A 21,712-nucleotide genomic window follows, 5' to 3' on the forward strand; every position below is an offset into this window, starting at 1 on the left:
TAATAGAGACCGCTATTTGATAATCACTAGTCTATACCGAGTACGCCAGTGTAACTAGATACAATTGTGGCAATTTTTTGCCTAATCCGCTCAACAATCGGCATAAAAAAAGAGCGCAATCATTGCGCTCTTTTATCAATCATGGAGTTAACGTTATTTTTTATCAAGCTGTAACGTCGATTTAACGCGTTTGACTACTCGCGTTGCTAAGGTAAAACGAACGCAGCCGATAATGCCCAACACAAATCCTAAATGCAAACGATACAGTACTCGGTGGATTAACATCGCAAATTGGCCTTTAGCATATAATTTTTTACCGGCAACCATAGTAACAACGCCTTGTGCTGTATCTTGTAACGAAATAATGATCCCTTTGTCATTGTATTTGAATTTCTTCAGCGGTAGATCCTGCATTGATTTTTCAATGTTGTAAGCACAAACGCTGACCATCTGATGCGCTGCTTGAGCGGTTGGCGTAACTAATTGACCATTTTCTTGCTTGCAAGAAGCACAGTCACCAATGACAAAAATTGCGTCATCGCGCGTTGTTTGTAAGGTGGTTTTGATTATGAGCTGATTATTTCGCGTTGTTTCAAGTCCTGCAATATTATTTAAGAAATCAGGCGCTTTAACACCTGCTGCCCAAACGATAATATCAGCGTTAATCACCTCACCTTCTTTTGGATACAGACCGAGCTCATCCGCTTTAACAATCATGGTTTTAGTCAGAACTTTTACACCTATGTTTTGTAACGACTGAGTAATACCTGCGGACACTTTTTCAGGTAAAGCCGGTAAAATGCGATCAGCGGCTTCAACTAGCGTAATATCTAACATCTGCGTACCTAGGTTAGCATAACCGTGCGCATTTAATGTTTTGATCATATGTGGCAATTCTGAAGCGAGCTCAATCCCCGTTGCGCCACCACCAACAATGGCAATTTTTACTTTATCAGCAGCGCTTTGACAATCATAATTTGCATTGAAACCGATAAACGTTGAAAGTAATGTCTGACGTAAAGCGATGGCGCTGTTTTGATCATCGAGAAAAATAGCATGCTCTTTTACGCCCGGGGTACCAAAATCATTAGATGTACTCCCAACAGCAATCACCAGTGCATCATACTCCAGCTCAACTTGCGTTTGTTCACAGCCAAGTGCAATCAAATCAGCATCAGAGACTAAAATACGCTTGTTATCACGATCGATATTGAGTAATGTCGCGTGTTTAAACGTAAAGTGATGGCGTAACGCGTGGGCTTGATAACTAATATGATCGACTTGATCATTAAGTGCACCAGTTGCAATTTCATGTAGCAACGGTTTCCAAAGATGAACGGTGTTTTGATCTACAAGTGTAATTTGAGCTCGTTTTTTACGCCCTAGTGTATTGCCTAAGCGAGTTACAAGTTCTAATCCACCTGCACCACCACCAACAATAATGATTTTTTTCATGTAATATGACCTATGATATCGACTCTTAAGCGAGTTACTTAACTTATAATAACGAGAATAGTTGACTAGTATAATACAGATTAAGCGTAATGCAGAAGTATTTGTTGAGTTAAAAGTAATAAATTGGAGTAAAAATAACCTAAAGAGTCGTGATAAAACGTCATGCCTATCAAAAAGCAGTGAATAGTCGATTTATTCCTGTTATTATCTGAAAATTCTTATATGACCATATTAATATCTATAGTAGTAATAAATGAAACTGGTACCCTGGATAGAAAGTCTACGCTTAAAAACCCTTCCATTAGCTTTATCAACCATCTTAGTTGGCAACGCCTTAGCGTATTGGCATGGACATTGTAATCTATGGATTATGCTACTGACCTTACTCACTGCGTCACTATTACAGATTTTGTCGAATCTTGCCAATGACTATGGCGATGCGATAAAAGGGGCCGATAAACATGATCGGCTCGGCCCACTACGCGGTATTCAACAAGGGCTTATTACTCTCAAACAACTACGCCAAGCGATCATTATTAATATTATTTTATGTTTAATCAGTGGCTTTGCTTTATTGAGTTTGGCCTGCGACTCTTATATCGAATTTGGTCAATTTATTTTACTCGGCTGCTGCTCAATTATCGCCGCGATAACCTACACCATTGGTAAAAAACCGTATGGTTATATAGGCCTTGGTGACTTATCTGTGCTGATTTTTTTTGGTTTAGTGAGTATTCTCGGCAGCTACTACTTACAAAATAAACAGATCGACTGGTTATTATTTTATCCGGCAATTGGTTGCGGACTATTATCGGTCGCAGTGCTCAATATTAATAATTTACGCGATGTCCATAGCGATCAATTAAATAATAAACGCACGTTGATTGTGTTAATCGGAGATAAAGCAGGCTGCTATTACCATGCACTGTTGCTGATTTTAGCCTTTTGTTTATTAGCGCATTTTTCTTTCTCTTATCTGCAAACAATCTGGAGCTATCTGTTTGTGATTGTAGCGCCCCTTGCCGCGATGCAAATCCATGCGGTATTCAAATACCGAAGTACCAGCGCGATCGCGCCGCTACTATTTAGCACCGTAAAACTGGCGATGCTCACTAACGTGCTGTATTGTTTAGGTATCGTGCTCAGCTGATATCTACAAAATTAACCGTCTCCTACATTGTGTCACCCCTATTAAACACTTTAGCGATCCATATTGCGTTTTAGTTTAATAAAAATGATTCCCATTTCTATTAAATTAAAATAATTTCAATTGGTTAACTTTTCTATTTTCTCAATTTTGATTTCAGTTTATCATATTGCTAATTCCACATTAAAAATAGGACTATAGGACAAATGGATAATAACAATAGCCCCCAAAATGCGAGTCGTCGGCGCTTTTTGCAGCGGTCTCTGGTAGTCGGAGGGACAGCCGCGCTGATTAATAAGTTCAATATGCCCCTTGCTTATGCCCAAACAGAGCAACCCTCAAATGAAGCATTTGCCGCAATAAATCAAGAAACAATCAGCTACAGTGCCTGCCTTGTCAACTGCGGTAGCCGTTGCCCATTAAAAGTACATGTTAAAGATGGCATTATTACTAAAATATCATCGGAAGATGGCATCAATGATGCCGTATTTGGTGAGCATCAAATTCGCCCTTGTTTACGCGGCCGTTCAGTGCGCTGGCGTACCTATAATCCAGAGCGACTAAAATACCCGATGGTGCGAGTAGGTCAACGCGGTGAAGGTAAATTTAAACGTATTTCTTGGGATGAGGCGACCACTTTGCTCGCCGAGAAACTACAATACACCATTAATACTTATGGTAATGAATCAATTTTTTTCCAATATGGTTCAGGAACCACTGGCGCGAATTTAAGTGGCCGCACCGCAAGCAAACGTCTACTCAATTCACTCGGTGGATTTGTTGATTATCACGGCACCTATTCTGATGCTCAGATTATGACCATTCAGCCTTACTTATTTGGCCCAACCAATAATAATTATGGTACACAGCTGCAATCATTATTAGATCAAATCAAGCATTCTGACTTAGTAGTGATGTTTGGACAAAATATCGCGGAAACCCGTATGTCTGGCGGGGGACAGGTCACCGAGCTGTACCACGCTTTAGCCCAAAGTAAGGCCAAAGTGATTATCATTGATCCGCGTTGTAATGATAGCGTTGTGGCTTATGATGCTGAGTGGATTCCAATTAAGCCTGGCACTGATGCCGCGTTAGTTGCGGCAATTGGTTATACCTTTATTGAGCAAAACTTAATTGATGAAGCAATGCTGGCGACCTACTGCGTGGGTTGGGATGAAAAAACACTACCGCAAAATGCGCCAGCGCACAGTGACTATAAGTCTTATTTACTGGGCTTGGGTGAAGATAACACCGCTAAAACACCTGAATGGGCGGCGCAATTAACCGGTATTCCAGCTGATCGAATCCGCCAATTAGCGCTTGAGCTTGCGACAGCCAATGCAGCTTGGATTTCACAAGGCTGGGGCGTACAAAGAACTCAAACGGGCGAACATGCCGCCCGTGCGATTATGGCTTTGCCAATTATTACCGGTCACTTTGGTCGCCTTGGTACCAACATTGGTACATGGGGAGGCAGTGTTCCTTACCCGGTTGCCGGCATGCCAACGTCAAACCCGGTTAAAGTCACTATTCCGGTCTTTTTATGGACTAAAGCGATTGAGGATGGTGAAAACTTAACCGCTAAAAATGCCTTTATTAAGGGGAAAGATAAGCTCGATGTCGGTATCAAGTTTTTATGGAATTATGCCAGTAACGTGATTGGTAATCAGCATTCTGACTTAAATAAAACTCACCAAATTTTAGCTGACGAATCAAAATGTGAATTTATTCTTGTCTGGGATACGCACATGACTGCATCTGCGAAATATGCTGATTTATTGCTACCGGATGTATCAGGTGTTGAAACCAGTGATTTAATCAATAACTCTTACCAATCTGGTGCCTATCACTATTTAATTCGAATGCAAGCCGCGATTGAACCGCTATGGGAAAATCGGGTCACTTATGATGTTCTTGCTGAAATTGCCGAAAAACTCGGGGTAAAAGATGAGTTTACTGGCGGTAAAACCTATCAGCAATGGATCGAAACTTGCTATGAGAAAACACGTGAGATCAATCCTAATTTACCGACATTTGCACAAACAGAGGGTAAAGGCGTGATCGATAGACGTATTGCCGATAGTGATAAGTATGTCGCGCTAAAAGACTTCCGCGATGATCCGATCAATAATCCATTAAATACGCCATCAGGTAAAATCGAGCTCTATTCAGAAACCTTAGCCAATATTGCTAAAGAGTGGGAACTCGATGAACAAGATAAGCTGTACCCGATTCCAGCCTACTTACCAGCAATTGAAGGCGTTGAAGATAGCGCGGGCTTAGCCAAGTATCCGCTACAACTCACTGGCTATCATACCAAAGGACACTGTCACTCAAGTTATGCCAATTTACCGCAATTAAAAGAAGCGTCAGCCGATGCGGTATGGATTAATCCGGTAGATGCCAAACCTCGCAACATTGCGCATGGACAATTAGTTGAAATTTATAACGACCGTGGCCGCATCTATTTACCTGCTAAAGTCACGCCACGAGTGATTCCCGGTGTGCTTGCGGTGCCACAAGGTGCTTGGGCAAAAACCAATAAAGAAGGAGTGGATATCGGTGGTTGTATCAATCGTCTGACTTCCCAGCGCCCAACGGTTTTAGCTAAAGGCAATCCACAACATACCAATTTAGTTGAAATTAAATCACTATCCCTATAGAAGAGGTTTAAATAAATATGCAATACGGTTTTTATATCAACTCCGCTAAGTGCACCGGCTGCAAAACATGTCAGGTAAGCTGTAAGGATGAGAAAGATCTGGATATCGGCCCAAAATTCCGCCGTGTCTATGAATATGGTGGTGGTGATTGGCAACAAGTCAATGGATTATGGCAAAATGATACCTTTGCTTACTACTTATCCGTGTCATGTAATCATTGTGATGAACCCACTTGTGTCCATGGCTGCCCAACGGGTGCGATGCATAAACGCACTGAAGATGGTTTAGTGGTCGTCAATCAAGATGTGTGCATTGGTTGCCGCTACTGTGAAATGCGTTGCCCTTATGGCGCACCACAATTTGATCATCAAAAACGAGTGATGTCAAAATGCGACGGCTGTTATGAACGCGTCAGCGAAGGACTTAAGCCCGTCTGCGTTGACTCATGCCCACAGCGCGCCCTTGAGTTTGATGATATCACGGTATTACGTGAAAAATATGGTCATGAGCGTGATATTGCGCCATTGCCTCAATCCTCACTGACCAAGCCAAATATCGTGATTAATGTTCACGCGCACGCTAAACCCAGCGGTGATACGGTTGGCCGCGTACTCAACCCAGAGGAAGTGTAACGATGCATGAATTACCATTAGTATTTTTTACCATCTTTGGTCAAATGGGCGCTGGCGCAGTCCTTATCGCCGGATTATGCTATCTAATTAGCCAAGAACCGCAACGATTAATCAAAATTGAACGTATTAATATTGCGGCATTGATTATTATGGCAATCGGTATGGGCATTGCCTCTTTGCATTTAGGCCATCCTTTACGCGCATTGAATGTCATTTTTGGTATTGGCCGCTCTCCCATGAGTAACGAGATTTTTTCATTCGGTGTGCTATTTGGTATCACCTTTGTCAATGTACTGCACGCCTATTTTACGCCACCCAATCGCGGCAATAAATTCGCTTGGCTGAAAAAAATCGTCCTTAAACTCAACCAAATACCTGCTATCACTAAGCTGCTTGCCGCACTACAAGTGATCGTCAGTGTGTTCTTTGTCTGGATGATAGTGGCAACGTATATGCTACCAACGGTTAAAAATTGGGATACGCCGTATACCGCTATGCAGATGTACACCTCAATGTTGATTTTAGGTGGCGCACTAGTGATACCATTTGGCCTGCGGCGCAGCGGCTTTATCTTCTTTATTGTCGGCATTGCGGCTGTGCTTATCACCAAATTATCGTATATTGGTTTTGTCAGCCAAATTACCCCTGATTTAGCGTTAGCGCAGCATAGCTTTTGGTATCTACAATGCGGATTATTAGCCCTGGCTTTACTCATTACCTTTGTTGCACTACTCAAAGTCAATAAAGCGTCAGGTATTTATATCTTATCATTAATCTTAGCACTGGCTGGCGAGTTATGTGGTCGTATCGCCTTTTATAATCTTTGGGCAATTCCGATGTAATTAAACGAGCAACGGTGACAACTACGATCAAAAATCGTGAATGAAATCATTTCTGTTCACGATTTTTTTTTACGTTTATGCCATAATATCAACATCATAATCAATATATTGAGTAATCAAATATGAGTCTGGATATCAATACCCTTAATCTTCCCGCCCGGCTACTCGGCGCTTTTTTTTACTATACACCAGATTCAGCAGTGACCACCGATCTTAAACCGGCGCTTGAGCAGATCGATAGCTTATTTGCCTGGTCAAACCTAGCTACCATCGATCTGCTGTGTAAGCGTTTAAAAGACAACGTCAATGATCCTGAGCTTGGCTATCAATATTCGGTATTATTTGAAGGACAAGGCTTTATGCCTGCCCCGCCATGGGGATCGGTGTATCTTGATAAAGAGAATTTGTTAATGGGGGAATCAACCCTGCGTTATCGTCAGTTTTTACACCAACATCATATTGCAATACAAACTGGCATGAATGAACCGGAAGATCAATTTGGCTTAATGCTAATGGCGCTGGCTTTATTAATTGAAGGCGAACAAATTGCAGCCGCTAAAACGCTCATCAGTGACCACATTATGACGTGGGCACCCCGCTATCTTGAGCTGTTATCACAAACCGATATCAGCCCGTTTTATCAAGCCTTAGCCATCATTGCCAATGAGTATTTATCGCATTTAGTCACAGAGTTTGGCTTGATTATTCCTAAACATTATTTATATAAATAATGCCCCAAATGGCACGCGTTATAAACCGCGTGCTCGCACCGTTTTGCCTTTAATTTTACCTTGTTTAAAGTAGTTTAACGCCTTATTGATAGCCTTTTTATTAATAGCGACATACGAATACAGCTCGGTAATGATGATTTTACCGATCACGCTGCCATCTAATCCAGCATCTTTGGTAAGCGCACCTAAAATATCACCCGGTCTGATTTTATTTTTACGACCAATCGTTAGTACTAAGGTCTGCATTTGTGGTACAACAATGGCCGATTTATCATAATTTAAATTGCCAAGGGGTTGCCAATCGAGTTTCATCTCAAGTGCTTGTTCAAGTTGATTAGCTCTAGGCATTTCATTTGCGGCAACGAGTGTTAGTGCCAAACCAATCTGGCCCGCGCGCCCGGTTCGACCAACTCGGTGCACATGCACCTGTGGATCATAGGAAACGTGATAATTAATCACTAAATCAAGCGCTTTAATATCCAATCCTCTAGCTGCCACATCCGTTGCGACCAAAATCGCTTTACTTTGATTAGTAAATTGCAATAACACTTGCTCACGATCACGCTGCTCTAAATCACCATGCAGCGCAATGACGCTAAAACCGAGTCGATTGAGATCTTGTTCCACTTCTTGGCAAGCCTGCTTGGTATTACAAAAAATAATCGCAGAATTAGGCCGATGTTCCGCTAGCAGCTTAGCGAGCGTCGCAACGCGGCGCGATTCATCGACTTCATAAAAATATTGAGCAATTTGATTATTGACTTCATCAACGGCGATAAACTCTGCATTATGTTGAATTTTCTGGCTGATTTTAGCGATATCTTCAAGATAAGTCGCCGAGAATAATAGCGTTTGCCGCTGTTTTGGTAGCTGCGCAATAATGCGAGTAATATCCTCTTCAAAGCCCATATCGAGCATGCGATCGGCTTCATCTAATACCAAGAATCGCAACTGATTGAGTTTGAGTGTCTGTTTTTGTAGATGATCGACTAAGCGCCCTGGCGTACCGACAATAATATGCGCGCCATGTTCAAGCGAATGGGATTGCTGCGCAATCGGCGAGCCACCACACAGGGTTAGAATTTTAATGTTGCTCATTAATCGGGCTAAACGGCGTAATTCATTCGCCACTTGTTCAGCGAGTTCTCGCGTTGGACAGATAACTAACGCTTGAATCGCATAATTATCCCCTTGCAATGCATTTAACACGCCTAAGCCAAATGCGGCAGTCTTACCGCTCCCGGTTTTCGCTTTAGCGATAATATCGTTACCCGCTAAAATAGCCGGTAACGCTAAGGCTTGAATCGGCGTCATTTCGCTATATTGCATCGCCTGCAAATTATCGAGTAATAATGGATTTAACGATAATTGATTAAAACTCATTGGTGCGGTTGACATATTGACGAATTTTCCTTGATTGATAAGATATATACATTTTGTCTATTATTGATAACGATTATCAATAGCCAATGAATAATCAATCAATCAAAATAGATAAACTATAAAAAAAACCAATAAATCACTATTGGTCTAGATTAATATTGATTATAATCGCGTTGGCTCAGATTCACTAATCATTTATGAGTGGGCAATATCTAACAGCTTATTGATTTACCATTATTATTAAGGGCAGTAAATTGAACAAAATTGCGTTAATCACATTAATAAGTGTGATTTCATTTTCATCATTCGGGGCAACTCTTGAAGATGAAGCTAAATCAGGAAATAGTCAAGCTGCCTACAAACTTGCTGAATTTTATGAAAATAAGAACGATCTCAAAAATGCGTTGTACTGGTATAAAACAGCGGCAAAACTGTCACTACAAACCCAAGAAACCGTGTTAGTTGCTCAAAATAGTCCAGCGCTCACCGAACAGACCGATACCGTTATTGCCACAGCGCCAACTAGCGCCATGCCGGTAAACGTGGCGCAACAAACTCATCAAGCCGCGATAAGCGATCGCATTGCGACCACTCAAGATTACCAAAGTGGTAATATCGTTTTTAAAGCGCTAGATTCAAGTTTTGGTCTCAAACCTTATCACTCAAATTATATTTTGCCCCTCACTTATGATGCTAAATCTCATGATGATGGCCGAAAACAGACTGAAACCACATTCCAACTCAGTCTCAAAAAGAATGTATTTATCGATCAGTTTGGTTTTGATGAACGTATTGGCTTTGCCTATACCCAGCGTAGCTGGTGGCAAACCACCGAAGAATCTTCGCCATTTAGAGAAACTAACTATTTACCCGAGATCTATGTTCAAATTCCAAGTCAAGCCTTCAATAACAGCTTAAAAGGCACACAATTTGGTTTTTTACATGAATCGAATGGTCAAGGTAACGATGCAGGTAAATCACGATCATGGAATCGATTATATTTGGAAGGATACTTTCAATATCATGATACTTACCTTGTGCCGCGTGTTTGGTACAGAATTCCCGAAGATAAAGCGCACGATGATAACCGTGACATTGAAGACTATTTAGGTTATGGCGATCTGACTGTTTTTGTGCCTTATCAGCAGCATTTGGTGCGGTTATTAATTCGTAATAATCTAAGCTTCAATGATAACCGAGGTGCCATTCAAATCGACTGGACTTATCCATTATGGGATACCGGATTATTTGCTTACGTGCAGTATTTTAACGGTTATGGTGAAAGTCTTATCGATTACAATAAACGAACGAACAGACTGGGGATTGGTGTTGCGCTGAGCCGGTAAATACCATAACCAGCACTCAACCCGATATTTTAAATATGCGATTAAAGCAGCTGAGTAAAACGCCTCAGTAAAAACATCACTAAAAAAATAGTGCCTTAATCAGCACTATTTTTTTATTAGGATTAGCCGTTAAGGGTAATCACATCAAACTGCACATCAGGATTAACATCTGCATCATAATCAACGCCATCAAGACCAAAACCAAACAGACGTAAAAATTCGTCTTTATAGCCTTGGTAGTCCGTTAGCTGATAAATACTATCATCGGTGACTTTAGACCAGATTTGTTGGCAAGCGTTTTGCACTTCAGGGCGTAATTCCCAATCATCCAATCTTAAACGGTGCTTTTCATCAGTTTCAATTTGGCCATTAACATAGAGTTTGGTCGCAAACATACGTTGAATTTGCTCAATACAACCTTCATGAATGCCCATCTCTTTCATCACTTTAAATGACATCGCAATGTATAATGGCATAACAGGAATTGCTGATGATGCTTGAGTCACCACCGATTTAAGCACCGCAACATAAGCATGACCTTGCTTAGCTGATAAATGTTTATCAATCATGTGCGCAGCGCGATCAAGATCTTCTTTTGCTTTACCAAGTGTACCGTGCCAGTAAATTGGCCAAGTCAATTCAGTGCCGATGTAAGAATAAGCAACTGCTTGGGCATTGTCAGCAAGCACGCCTGCATCAGCAAGCGCTTTCATCCAAAGTTCCCAATCTTGTCCGCCCATGACTTTAACGGTATCGGCAATCTCTTGTTCATTCGCCGGTTCAACTGTCGCTTCAATTAACACATCTTTATTGGTATCTAAGGCAACTGATTTATAAGACTGACCGATTGGTTTTAACACCGAGCGCACCACTTCGCCACTGTCAGGCATTTTACGCACCGGTGATGCTAACGAGTACACGACTAAATCAATTTGGCCTAGATCTTGTTTAATTAAATTAATGACAGTATCACGGCATTCGTTCGAAAAGGCATCGCCATTGATACTTTTTGCATATAAACCTGCAGCTTTAGCCGCTTTATCAAACGCAGCTGAATTATACCAACCTGCTGTGCCGGTTTTGCTTTCTGAACTTGGTTTTTCAAAGAACACACCGATAGTTGCAGCGTCAGACCCAAAAGCGGCAGTGATTCGTGAGGCAAGTCCGTAGCCAGTCGATGCACCAATTACTAAGACTTTTTTCGGTCCATTGGCAATTTTGCCTTTAGACTTAACATAGGCGATTTGTTGGTTAACATTCTCAGCACAACCGACCGGATGAGTGGTGGTACAAATAAAACCACGAATTTTAGGTTTAATAATCATAATATCGATCTCAATTGGTTTCTCAAAAAAGTGCCCTACTATATACAAAATTAGTCATAAAATAAACTCATGCATACAAAAGCGCACTGAATTAAATCTCGCTAATTCTATCATATCCCGAGCATTATGCGCTACTCACGGACGATCTTCTGTGTTAACCGCCTATCTTGCGGCTTTAAAAGCCGCTAAGGTGTACAATCTAGCCTTAGCATGACAGACAATCGGCGCTGGATAATCGAGTTTCACTTGATGCGACTGCGCCCATTTATGCGGTTGATGTATTGCTTCATCAGGCACCAAGGCTAATTCTGGTAGATACTGGCGAATAAATTGGCCATTAGGATCAAATCGTTCACCTTGTGTTGTTGGATTAAATATACGGAAATATGGTGCAGCATCAGTACCGGTTGATGCTGCCCATTGCCAACCACCATTATTGAGCGCTAAATCACCATCAATAAGCTGGGACATAAAATAGTGTTCACCGCGGTGCCAGTCGATCAACAGATCTTTAACCAAAAAGCTTGCCACAATCATGCGTAAACGATTATGCATCCAGCCCGTTTGATTCAGCTGCCGCATAGCGGCATCAACAATCGGGTAACCGGTTAAGCCGTTTTTCCATGCATCAAAATCGGCTTGATTCTCGCGCCACTGTACACGCTCGGTCCAGTCAATAAACGGTTTGTTTTTGGATAGTTTGGGATACATAAAGAGCAAATGCAGATAAAACTCGCGCCACAGTAACTGGCTAAACCAGCCAAATGCGCCACTCGATGTGGCGTGTAAGAGATCAGGGTATTCCATTTGCAAACGCGCAAAACATTGCCGCACCGATAACACGCCCAGCGCTAAATAAGCAGAAAGATGACTCGTCGCATCGAGCGCTGGATAATCTCGCTGCTGCAAGTAACGATCAACGTGTTTTTGGCAAAAATCACGCAAACAGCTTAAGGCGCGTGGCTCACCAGTAGGAAAATCGACGACGCGTTGCGTGGTATAGCTAAAGGGTGTGATGCTATCGGTAGTAACCGATAACGCCGCCGATATACGCTTTTTAGGCTTGGCATACACGGTCGTATTTTGGCTGGATAATTGCTCACAGCATTTATGCCGAAATGGCGTATAAACTTGATACATCTTGCCTGCGCCAGTGAGCACGCTACCTGGCGCAAAGAAAACGGCGTCATCAAACGCCTGAATACGCACATCAGTATTAGCTAAATGCGCAGTCACCGCTTTATCACGCTGCCGTTCATTCCATTGGTACTGCTTGTTATAAAACAGATCGCTAACTTGATATTGCTGACAAACGGCTTGAATGATCGGAGCCACCTCGTCAAATGTCTCAGTTTGCCGGTAAAGTAACGGAATATTAAGCTCAGCTAAACTCTTTTGCAAATGCTGTATATGCTGCTCAATTAACCATGCTTGCCGTGCTGACATGTGGTGTTCATGCCACTGTTTAGGGGTTGCAATATAAATAGCAATGACCTGAGCATCGTCATCTTGGCAAGCTTGATACAGTGCTGTATTATCAGTGACTCTTAAGTCATGACGAAACCAAACTAAATGCGTAGCCATAAAGTTATCCTTCGGTTGATGAGTTCAATCCGGTATTATGCTTCAAATAGTGCTAAATATTCGCCATACCCTTGTTCAACTAAATCCTCTTTGGCAATAAACCGCAAAGCAGCAGAATTGATGCAATAGCGCAAGCCACCGAGTGCTTTAGGCCCGTCATTAAACACATGACCCAGATGTGAGTTAGCGCTTAATGAACGGACTTCGATACGATTCATGCCATGACTTAGATCAGCTTTTTGGGTGATATTTTGTGGCTCAAGTGGCTGACTAAAACTCGGCCAGCCGCAGCCTGAATCAAATTTATCAAGTGAGCTAAATAGCGGCTCGCCAGAGACAATATCAACATACAAACCGGCTTGCTTATGTGAGTTGAACTCATTATCAAACGGCGGCTCAGTCCCATTTTTCTGCGTCACATAATATTGCACGGGCGTAAGCTGGGCGATGCGTTTTACTTTATTATCATGATTCATATTCACTCCTAAAAAGTTATGTCAGTAGAAATGACGTTATAATAACCTAATATTATGGTGCTCAGCTGAATTCATCGAATCGATGGTAATAACCAATTTGCCACCTGCTGTAGCTCATGGTTAAATTCAGGAAATTGTGCCATCGTCTGTAAGAGGACCGTATTGACATCATCAACATTGTAACGATGTTTTGGTAATAAATCAGCCAGTACCTGAATGGGTGCAAGGGTTAAACTATCACTAAAAATCTGGCAACGGCTAATCATGCCTTGTTCAACATCAAAATGGAGATCAATATTGCCCCAATTAAAACGCTCTTCTAAATGGTGACTAAATGATGGTGCGTGACCAAAATTCCACTCCCAGCTTGACTGCCGAGCAAATATTTCGGAAAATCCCGGCAGATCAGGTAAATGATCCGGTGAAATTAATTCTGCTGTAACGTGCTGGCCATAATACTGACCAAAGTGCTTAATAATTGCCTGACAAACCAGCTCGTGACTAATCTGCGGTAAATAATTTTTCAAATTAGTGACTCTGGCTCGAACCGAGGTAATTCCTTTAGCTTGCAGCTTTTTAGGATCAGGGTTTAAGTAATTGGTTAGCTTATTCAAATCGGCATCAAGTAAAATTGTACCATGATGAAATCCCCGATCGCGCGTCTCTTTATAGGCTGAACCAGAGATTTTTTTATCACCATCAGGCGTTTGCAGTACCAAATCATTACGACCTGTTGCCAATATCGACAATCCAAGTGAGTTTAGAGCATCGACAATAATTTGGGTTGATATCGCCTTATTATAGTGCACTTTACCAGCCATAAATGTAAAGCAGGTATTACCCAAATCATGAAAGACCGCACCACCACCACTGCTACGCCTAGCAAGCTTAATGCCATCAGCACTCATTTTATTGGTGTTACACTCTCGCCATGGGTTTTGTGCCCGACCAATAACCACCGTATTATCATTACGCCATAAAAACAGTACACATTGATTTGGCGGCATATGGTTAAAAATGGTTTCCTCTACCGCCAGATTGAACCAAGGATCATAAGATTGAGACATTAATAAGCGTAATACAGACATACCGTCGCTCTCATCGATTAATGATTAAACCAGCGATTAGGTAACATCGCTTTCAACACGTTATCTTTCACCCAAACATGATGATAGATAGCCGCTGCGATATGTAAAAGTAATAAGGCAATTAATAAATATGCCCCAATGATATGCACCGAATGAAAAAAACGATGTACATCATTGCTCAGTGACAAATTACGTATTGAAATCAAACCCAGAAAATGGATCGAACGACCACTCATAAGATACCCCGAAAGCGGTAAAATTAACAGCAGCAGATAAATGATGCCTTGTACAGCTTTAGATAATATTCGTTGAAATCGTTCATGTTTGGGCAACACTTCAGGTACACCATCTTTAATTACCACATAGATACGCCATATTGTGATACAAAAAACGATAATCCCCAGTGATTTATGCCAAGTAAATAGTTCATTTTTGCCACCAAACAGGTGCGATAAGCTGTCTTTGGCCAGCGGCAGTGTAATCACAATTAGCACTAAAATAGCACTGATCCAATGAATCCATTTTTGCTTGCTTGAATAGGTCGGATAATTATTCATAATCATTACTCTGTAATAAAAGTTATTTGTCATGCCAATGCTTAATAATAAAATCAGCACGGCCTGACAATTGTCGATAGCGGTTATAATGCGCCGGTTGTTTTTGATAAAAATTTTGATGCTCATGCTCAGCCGGATAAAATGACGTTGCCTGTTCAATAGCAACTTTAATAGGCTGTGTAAATCGTTGACTCTGCTCTAAACGCTGCTTCGATGCTATCGCAGCGTGCTGTTGCGCTTGATTATGATAAAAAATCACCGGTCGATAACTGTCACCCCGATCGGCAAACTGCCCATTATCATCGGTTGGATCAATTTGCTGCCAAAAAATGTCGAGCAGCTGCTCGTAGCTAATTTTATCTGGGCAAAACGTGATTTCAACCGCTTCGGTATGACCGGTATCACCTTGACAAACTTGTCGATAGGTTGGATTTTTAAGCTCACCACCGGTGTAACCAGAGAGTACACTGACCACACCCTCATATTGATCAAACGGTTTTACCATACACCAAAAACAGCCACCAGCAAACGTTGCTTTTTCTAACTGTGTCATCATTTTCACCCCATTTTAAGTTAAAGGCCGATAGATACACTGCCCTGTTATTCTAACCACAAATTAGCCTAATGTCTTTAATTGTCATACTGATAATTGTCACTCATTAACCTCTGAGAATTTAGCCTTCTTGCTTTGCATCAATTTTATTAATATCAATTTACAATAAAACATCATTCAATATGATAATTTTCTTCATTGCCACTAGAAAAAAGAGTATATTATGCAGCCATATACTATCCCGTCTTACGCTTTTTAAGCAATCAGTGAATTAATAGAATAATCAATTATGCGCTTTATCCCTCTTTTTTCTAAACCGATTTTTACGCGTTCAATAATCTACTATGGCTTATGCTTAGCCTTTGCGTCTTGGTTTGCCTTTTTTATAGCAGTGATGATGAATTTACCAAATCCCTACTGGGCTGCTATGCCAGCTTGGGTGATCTTTCAGCCAACGCGAGGCTTGGTGCTAGAGCGAGCTATTTATCGATTTTTAGGGACCTTTATCGGCGCAGCCATTGGGTTTGCCATTTTACTTATTCCCATTCACCCCATTTTACAGCTCATTGTCTTTACCCTATTAATTGGTATCACCACAACTTGTTCACATATTTTTAGAGGAACCATTGCTTATGGTTTTTTCACCACCGGCTTAACGACGGCGATTGTTATTATTCCCGCCATTATCTGGCCAAATGATACCATTCATTTAGCTATCTCGCGTGTGGTATGTACCTTTATTGGCTGCATCGTGGTCACGATTATTCTTGCGCTCTTTATCCCTAAATTTCCGCTACGTTCGTTTTATCAGCGTATCCATTTACTCACTAGCGACGTGATTTTTTATGCTAATCAGGTCGTCACCTCAAATAGCAAAGAAGAGTGCCAGGACATCGAACAAACGCTGTTGGCAAGTATTAATGATATTAATGACAATGCAGCTGTTGCCGCAGCAGGTTCTATGCATAAAAATCGCAAACTGCGTTATATTGATGCTGTTATTGCGGCATCACTTGATGTCATGGCGGCAAGTCGGGCGATCTTAACACGCAATGAACGCGAGAACGTGCTACCACCTGAGTTTAGCGAAGAGCTGTTAAATTTATCTAAGCAGATGAGTCACAAGCACCCATTTTATCTTGAAGATACGGATTTTTTTACAAAATGGCAGTTAAATGACAGTCAGCTAAAACCAGAGATCAAGCGTTTACTTTATACCATCGAACAGCTATTAGCCGCCGAACACGCGTTAATCCATAATATCGAAAGAACTCAAAATATTAATAAGCAAAATTACACTGCAACCTTATTACTACCACATCGAGATTGGCGCATGGCAATGAATATTGCCGCTATCACCTGTACAATTGTATTTTGTGTGAGTCTATCATGTTATTTTAGCCACACTCAGCTCGCTGAGCAAGTAGCCGTAGGTATTGGGATTTTTGCCATTGTGTTTGGTTCATTCCCGCTGCCTCAAGTCAATGCAGCAAAGCTATTCATTGGCGTATCAAGTGGTGTCATTGTGGCGATTGTGTATAGCTTTTTAGTGCAGCCTTATATTACGAGTGAATTTTGGCTTTTAGCTACATTGATTCCTTTCCTCATCTTTGGTGGAATTTGCCGATCGCACCCCACAACAGCCATTCCCGCAATTGATGGTAATGTGGCGTTCTTTTTTGCCGGTCATATCGGTATGCCAGCTACAGATACCTTTACGATATTAAGTACCGATTTGATTTATATTCTTTGTGCTGGCATCATTAGTGGTATCTTTATTTTGCTACCCCGTAAACCCGATAAACAAGCGCTAAATGCTATATTATCGATACAGCGCGATCTTGATCGCATTATTGCTGCGCAAGATGCGGTAAGCAAAAACTGGTATGAACAATCAACCCGTCAGTTACTGCGGCTAATGCTGCACCTGAGCCGAGCGGGTAAACTTGGCGATAATGCGCCAAATGGTTTATTATCAACACTCAATATTGGTTATGCCATTACCATGCTGCATGCCAAACTTGAGCGCCCAGAGCTAGATCATACCAGCTATATTCAAATTAAAACGATTCTCTATATTTTATCGCTCAAACCGAAAGGCAATTTAACCATTATTAACGAACTCAATAAACAAATTGAACACATTGAAAATGTTGAATTACGTCGAATTGCTGAAATGCTAATGGACTCACTGAATGAAAGCCAGCCGTTCTTTGATTACATTAACGAGCTCAATAAAAAAATCCAGTAATGACTCAATAAGATAATACGGCAATATCCCTATTATCTTATTAACATTACCGCAGCGAACCAAACACATATTGCTGATATTTTAATAGAATGAACATAAAATGATTAAAATTAATTGACTGAAAAAAATTGCTTTATATAATACGTCTCGTCATTAAGACATTTCACTTTTGTCTCCTTAGCTCAGTTGGATAGAGCAACGGCCTTCTAAGCCGTAGGTCACAGGTTCGAATCCTGTAGGGGACACCATTAATATCCTTGCCCTAAATACTCTCACTCTGTTCTTAATACTGCACTGGACGAACCTTAGGTTCGAGTAAAACCCTGCATCTAGATTAATAGATATTTATCATTTCGTTGGCTACGATGACTAATAATGATAATACAAATTAGTAAATAATCAGCCGATAAATATAAAAAAAGCCCCCTTTGGGGAGCCCGTTGTTAATTTGTTTGTACTATTTAGTTAGTCATTTGGATAATTTCTTTATACGTTTTACCATCAATTTTTGATTTTAAAATATCAAACGCTTTGTCTTCATCGCCGTCTGCTTCATTGAAAGCCCCAAAACTAATTTTAAGCATTGAACCGGCAAACGCGGCTTTTTGTTCTGAATCTAACGTCTCTGCAATTTCTTTTACTGATTGTTCATAAGATTGTTCTGTTGATGCATCGATCTTCTTATCACCGCAGGCGACTAATAAAAAACTCATTGCTAATACTGCTATAATTTTCTTAATCATTATGCTTATCCTATATTATTTTAGCAGACACATTATACATGGTATAATGTAAACATAAATATATTCATTGCATATACTTGCAATCTTGTTTTCTGTTAGAGATTAACTGCCATTTTTTAGTTCATTTCATAAAGCCATCGATCGATTGATTTAATAATTATACTGAGTCTGTTATATTGCACTAAAACGTAAAACAATCACATCAAGTCGCTTGTGATAAACGCTAGCGGTTAATTATTATTTTGGAATAATAGAAATTATGATAAAGATTATTGGATTATTTATTCTGACAGCCTTAACTGAAATTTTAGGTTGTTATTTTGTTTACATCTATTTGAAAAAAGCCGCTTCCACTTGGTGTTTGACGCTTGCAGCGTTAAGTCTTATGGCATTTGCTTGGCTTCTCACGCTTCATCCGGAAGCGAGCGGCCGCATTTACGCAACATATGGTGGCATTTATATTGTCGTTTCACTCATTTGGCTTAGAGTGGTTGATAATGTCAAATTGTCTAGTTTTGATTTTGTTGGTGCTGCGATCATTTTACTTGGCACTGCAATTATTATTTCAGGCTGGCGTGCGCCATAAATAAAATGATAATTTTCGAACAATAAAAAGCCCCAGTGATACGCTGAGGCTGAGATAAATTGAGCGTAAAGCTGGCAACATAAAAAACTATTTTTTATTCGCCTTTAAATTAACCGCTGGGCGCTTAGCATAAATACGTTTAGTCGGTTTCTTTTGCTGATCAACACTTAAGAAGGTTTTCTCTTCAGTTGATAAACTGACCAAATCACGTAGATAGTTAACCGCCGCCAGATCAAGCTCAGTCCAAGTTCCACGTGATAACCATTTTGGTAACGAGATATTGCCATAACGCACGCGAAGTAATCGGCTCACTTGCACTCCAACTGCTTCCCACATGCGTCTTACTTCACGGTTACGCCCTTCGGTGATAACCACATTGAACCATTTGTTGAGTCCCGCACCGCCTTGTGCACTAATCGATTTAAATGCTGCTGGACCATCTTCAAGTTGTACGCCTTTTCTCAGCTGAAAAACTTGTTGATCAGTGACTTCGCCAAACACTCTTACCACGTATTCACGTTCAACTTCATTGCGTGGGTGCATTAAGCGGTTAGCCAGTTCGCCATCAGTAGTAAATAGCAGTAATCCAGAAGTATTAATATCCAAGCGACCAATATTGATCCAGCGCGCATTTTTTAACTTCGGTAAATTAGCAAATACTGTTGCACGGCCATCAGGATCATTTTTTGAGCAGATTTCGCCCTCAGGTTTGTAATACGCTAATACACGACAAACGTCTTTATCTTTAGGTCTTACTGGCACTAAGTTACCACTGATTCGAATTTTCGGTTGCGTTCTCACATCAATTCGATCACCTAATGTGGCAATTTTACCATCGACACTGATTTTTTTGGCGGCAATTAACGCTTCGATTTCTCGGCGGGAACCGTGACCTAAATTCGCCAATACTTTTTGTAGTTTTTCGGTATTATCATTGAGTTTTTTCATTTTTTCCTCGTTACCTTCACAGGTATCACTTTGATTGTTTACTTTATATTGGATAAAAAGCCAATATCCACATAATATCGATGCGGATTGTTTTCATCAATAAAAACGGGTATTGTCTCTTTGTTTATATAGGGCTCTGGATTGCACCAAATATTATCACTTTTAAAACGATAAACAGTATCAGGCGCTAGCCTATCTGTCCAGTAGCACATTATTACATATGGATAGCGCCCATTGACTTTAACTGATTTATCAATCTTGACAGACTCAATGGTTGCAGTAACGCATCTACCATTATTTACCATATCACGTTTAAGCTTATTTTTTCTTCTGCTCAACCAAAAGAATATGATCCCAGCACCAAACAAAATTATGCCAAATAACCCTAGTGCAATCACCCCACCCCAAATAGCCATAAAATTATTAACCGCAGCATTATCTGGCTCAGCGGGATTATATAAGATCTCAATATGTTCGCCAATTTGATAGCTTGGTTCAACTGTCCCAACATTCGACTTAAATGTGACGGTTTGCCCAGTTTGATCAGTAAAGGTCAAAATCGGATAATAATAGCGCTTGTTTTCACCTTTGGTTGAGCTAGAAAATGAAGAGTGGTAGTCAATCACGCTGGCAACGGTTTGCTGCGAATTATTGACAAAAGACCACTGCTGCATAAATAAATATACTGTAGCGGCCAACAATAATATGCCTAACGCCAATATCAATAAAAACGATTTTTTCATCATTATCCTAAATAAGCTCGTTTATTCAAACGGTTTCGCATCACCACTACCTCGGCGCACAATATCGGGGTAGTCATTGGTTAAATCAATTACCGTTGTCGGTTGCTCACCGATATAACAGCCATGGATAATGGCATCAAGCTGATGACCAATTTGTTGCTCAATCTCTTCTGGATCGGACTGGGCAAAATCATCTTTTGGTAAAATCAGCGTGGTTGTCATAAGCGGTTGACCCAATAATTCTAGCAAACTCAAGTCAATCTTATTCTCAGGAATACGCAGACCAATTGTTTTACGCTTTTCATTCATTAAACGCCGTGGCACTTCTTTGCTTGCCTGTAAAATAAACACGTAACGTCCTGGCGTATTATTTTTTAGTAATCGAAACGTAGAATTATCGACATGTGCATAAGCCGATAATTCCGATAAATCTCGACACATTAAGGTAAAATTATGATGCTTATCGAGATCGCGAATTTTACAAATACGATCTAAACCGGATTTGTTATCCAATAAACAGCCAATCGAGTAACCCGAATCGGTTGGAAATGCAATCACCCCCTGATCTTTTAATATTTTTACCACTTGTTCAAGTAAACGTGTTTGTGGGTTATCAGGATGAATATAAAACATTTGAGCCATAATATTATCTCTTGTTA

Annotated in this window: 20 protein-coding genes and 1 tRNA gene; 9 read left to right on the forward strand and 12 right to left on the reverse strand. The window is 40.7% G+C overall.

All coding sequences use genetic code 11. From position 1 onward, the window contains the following. Window positions 1–153 precede the first annotated feature (153 nt). Window positions 154–1,455, reverse strand: a complete 1,302-nt coding sequence (locus DES39_RS04065; RefSeq protein ID WP_121144464.1) for an NAD(P)/FAD-dependent oxidoreductase — start codon at window positions 1,453–1,455, stop codon at window positions 154–156. Window positions 1,456–1,708: 253 nt separating this feature from the next. Here DES39_RS04065 and DES39_RS04070 point away from each other — a divergent pair, with 253 nt between their 5' ends. The 5 genes from DES39_RS04070 to dmsD all read left to right on the forward strand — a co-directional run bounded on the left by DES39_RS04070 (window position 1,709) and on the right by dmsD (window position 7,470). Further along, the gene (locus tag DES39_RS04070) at window positions 1,709–2,605 is read left to right on the forward strand and encodes a 1,4-dihydroxy-2-naphthoate polyprenyltransferase (protein ID WP_121144465.1); all 897 of its coding nucleotides are present in this window, start codon (window positions 1,709–1,711) and stop codon (window positions 2,603–2,605) included. 203 nt (window positions 2,606–2,808) lie between these two features. Next, on the forward strand, window positions 2,809–5,265 hold the full coding sequence (locus tag DES39_RS04075) for a DMSO/selenate family reductase complex A subunit (protein WP_121144466.1): 2,457 nt from the start codon (window positions 2,809–2,811) through the stop codon (window positions 5,263–5,265). Window positions 5,266–5,282: 17 nt separating this feature from the next. Further along, window positions 5,283–5,897, forward strand: coding sequence for a DMSO/selenate family reductase complex B subunit (locus DES39_RS04080; protein ID WP_121144467.1), 615 nt, complete (start codon window positions 5,283–5,285; stop codon window positions 5,895–5,897). A 2-nt stretch (window positions 5,898–5,899) separates the two neighbouring features. After that, a complete protein-coding gene (locus tag DES39_RS04085; RefSeq protein WP_121144468.1) occupies window positions 5,900–6,739 on the forward strand; it encodes a dimethyl sulfoxide reductase anchor subunit family protein in 840 nt (279 codons plus the stop codon). Window positions 6,740–6,861: 122 nt separating this feature from the next. Continuing rightward, window positions 6,862–7,470 carry a Tat proofreading chaperone DmsD gene (dmsD, locus tag DES39_RS04090; protein WP_211324611.1) on the forward strand — a complete coding sequence of 203 codons (609 nt, stop codon included), beginning with the start codon at window positions 6,862–6,864 and terminating at the stop codon, window positions 7,468–7,470. Between the two features lie 18 nt (window positions 7,471–7,488). On the opposite strand, the gene dbpA is transcribed toward dmsD, so the two are convergent. Further along, on the reverse strand, window positions 7,489–8,868 hold the full coding sequence (gene dbpA / locus DES39_RS04095; protein WP_245959556.1) for an ATP-dependent RNA helicase DbpA: 1,380 nt from the start codon (window positions 8,866–8,868) through the stop codon (window positions 7,489–7,491). Window positions 8,869–9,107: 239 nt separating this feature from the next. On the opposite strand from dbpA, the gene DES39_RS04100 reads away from it, so the two are divergent. After that, window positions 9,108–10,199: a phospholipase A gene (locus DES39_RS04100; protein WP_121144469.1), complete on the forward strand. Its 1,092-nt coding sequence runs from the start codon at window positions 9,108–9,110 to the stop codon at window positions 10,197–10,199. Between the two features lie 122 nt (window positions 10,200–10,321). Here the strand turns inward: DES39_RS04100 and fabV are convergent, their stop codons facing one another. The 6 genes from fabV to msrA all read right to left on the reverse strand — a co-directional run bounded on the left by fabV (window position 10,322) and on the right by msrA (window position 15,782). Beyond that, window positions 10,322–11,524, reverse strand: a complete 1,203-nt coding sequence (fabV, locus tag DES39_RS04105) for an enoyl-ACP reductase FabV (protein WP_121144470.1) — start codon at window positions 11,522–11,524, stop codon at window positions 10,322–10,324. Window positions 11,525–11,686: 162 nt separating this feature from the next. Beyond that, a complete protein-coding gene (gene phrB / locus DES39_RS04110) occupies window positions 11,687–13,108 on the reverse strand; it encodes a deoxyribodipyrimidine photo-lyase (RefSeq protein ID WP_121144471.1) in 1,422 nt (473 codons plus the stop codon). 35 nt (window positions 13,109–13,143) lie between these two features. Then, window positions 13,144–13,584: a peptide-methionine (R)-S-oxide reductase MsrB gene (gene msrB / locus DES39_RS04115; protein WP_121144472.1), complete on the reverse strand. Its 441-nt coding sequence runs from the start codon at window positions 13,582–13,584 to the stop codon at window positions 13,144–13,146. A gap of 71 nt (window positions 13,585–13,655) precedes the next feature. Further along, window positions 13,656–14,672: a lipoate--protein ligase gene (gene lplA, locus DES39_RS04120; RefSeq protein ID WP_121144473.1), complete on the reverse strand. Its 1,017-nt coding sequence runs from the start codon at window positions 14,670–14,672 to the stop codon at window positions 13,656–13,658. A gap of 17 nt (window positions 14,673–14,689) precedes the next feature. Further along, window positions 14,690–15,229 (reverse strand): cytochrome b, encoded by a 540-nt coding sequence (locus tag DES39_RS04125; protein WP_170143337.1) that lies wholly within the window; start codon window positions 15,227–15,229, stop codon window positions 14,690–14,692. A gap of 22 nt (window positions 15,230–15,251) precedes the next feature. Further along, the gene (gene msrA / locus DES39_RS04130) at window positions 15,252–15,782 is read right to left on the reverse strand and encodes a peptide-methionine (S)-S-oxide reductase MsrA (protein ID WP_121144787.1); all 531 of its coding nucleotides are present in this window, start codon (window positions 15,780–15,782) and stop codon (window positions 15,252–15,254) included. Between the two features lie 289 nt (window positions 15,783–16,071). On the opposite strand from msrA, the gene DES39_RS04135 reads away from it, so the two are divergent. Next, a complete protein-coding gene (locus DES39_RS04135; protein ID WP_121144475.1) occupies window positions 16,072–18,033 on the forward strand; it encodes an FUSC family protein in 1,962 nt (653 codons plus the stop codon). Window positions 18,034–18,204: 171 nt separating this feature from the next. Next, window positions 18,205–18,281 (forward strand) — tRNA-Arg (locus tag DES39_RS04140). Between the two features lie 213 nt (window positions 18,282–18,494). Here DES39_RS04140 and DES39_RS04145 read toward each other — a convergent pair. Continuing rightward, complete coding sequence (locus tag DES39_RS04145; RefSeq protein WP_121144476.1) at window positions 18,495–18,776, reverse strand: DUF6694 family lipoprotein; 282 nt, start codon at window positions 18,774–18,776, stop codon at window positions 18,495–18,497. Window positions 18,777–19,035: 259 nt separating this feature from the next. Between DES39_RS04145 and DES39_RS04150 the strand changes: the two genes are divergently transcribed. Then, the gene (locus DES39_RS04150) at window positions 19,036–19,362 is read left to right on the forward strand and encodes a YnfA family protein (RefSeq protein ID WP_121144477.1); all 327 of its coding nucleotides are present in this window, start codon (window positions 19,036–19,038) and stop codon (window positions 19,360–19,362) included. 87 nt (window positions 19,363–19,449) lie between these two features. Here DES39_RS04150 and rluB read toward each other — a convergent pair whose 3' ends face one another. The 3 genes from rluB to DES39_RS04165 are packed head-to-tail and all read right to left on the reverse strand — an operon-like array spanning window position 19,450 to window position 21,695. Next, entirely contained in the window at window positions 19,450–20,310 is an 861-nt protein-coding gene (gene rluB / locus DES39_RS04155; RefSeq protein ID WP_121144478.1) for a 23S rRNA pseudouridine(2605) synthase RluB, read from the reverse strand. Between the two features lie 38 nt (window positions 20,311–20,348). After that, window positions 20,349–21,053 (reverse strand): DUF3592 domain-containing protein, encoded by a 705-nt coding sequence (locus DES39_RS04160; RefSeq protein WP_170143338.1) that lies wholly within the window; start codon window positions 21,051–21,053, stop codon window positions 20,349–20,351. 21 nt (window positions 21,054–21,074) lie between these two features. Beyond that, window positions 21,075–21,695: an L-threonylcarbamoyladenylate synthase gene (locus tag DES39_RS04165; RefSeq protein WP_121144480.1), complete on the reverse strand. Its 621-nt coding sequence runs from the start codon at window positions 21,693–21,695 to the stop codon at window positions 21,075–21,077. Window positions 21,696–21,712: the final 17 nt, after the last annotated feature.

Source organism: Orbus hercynius (assembly GCF_003634275.1).
GTDB classification, from domain to species: Bacteria; Pseudomonadota; Gammaproteobacteria; order Enterobacterales; family Orbaceae; genus Orbus; species Orbus hercynius.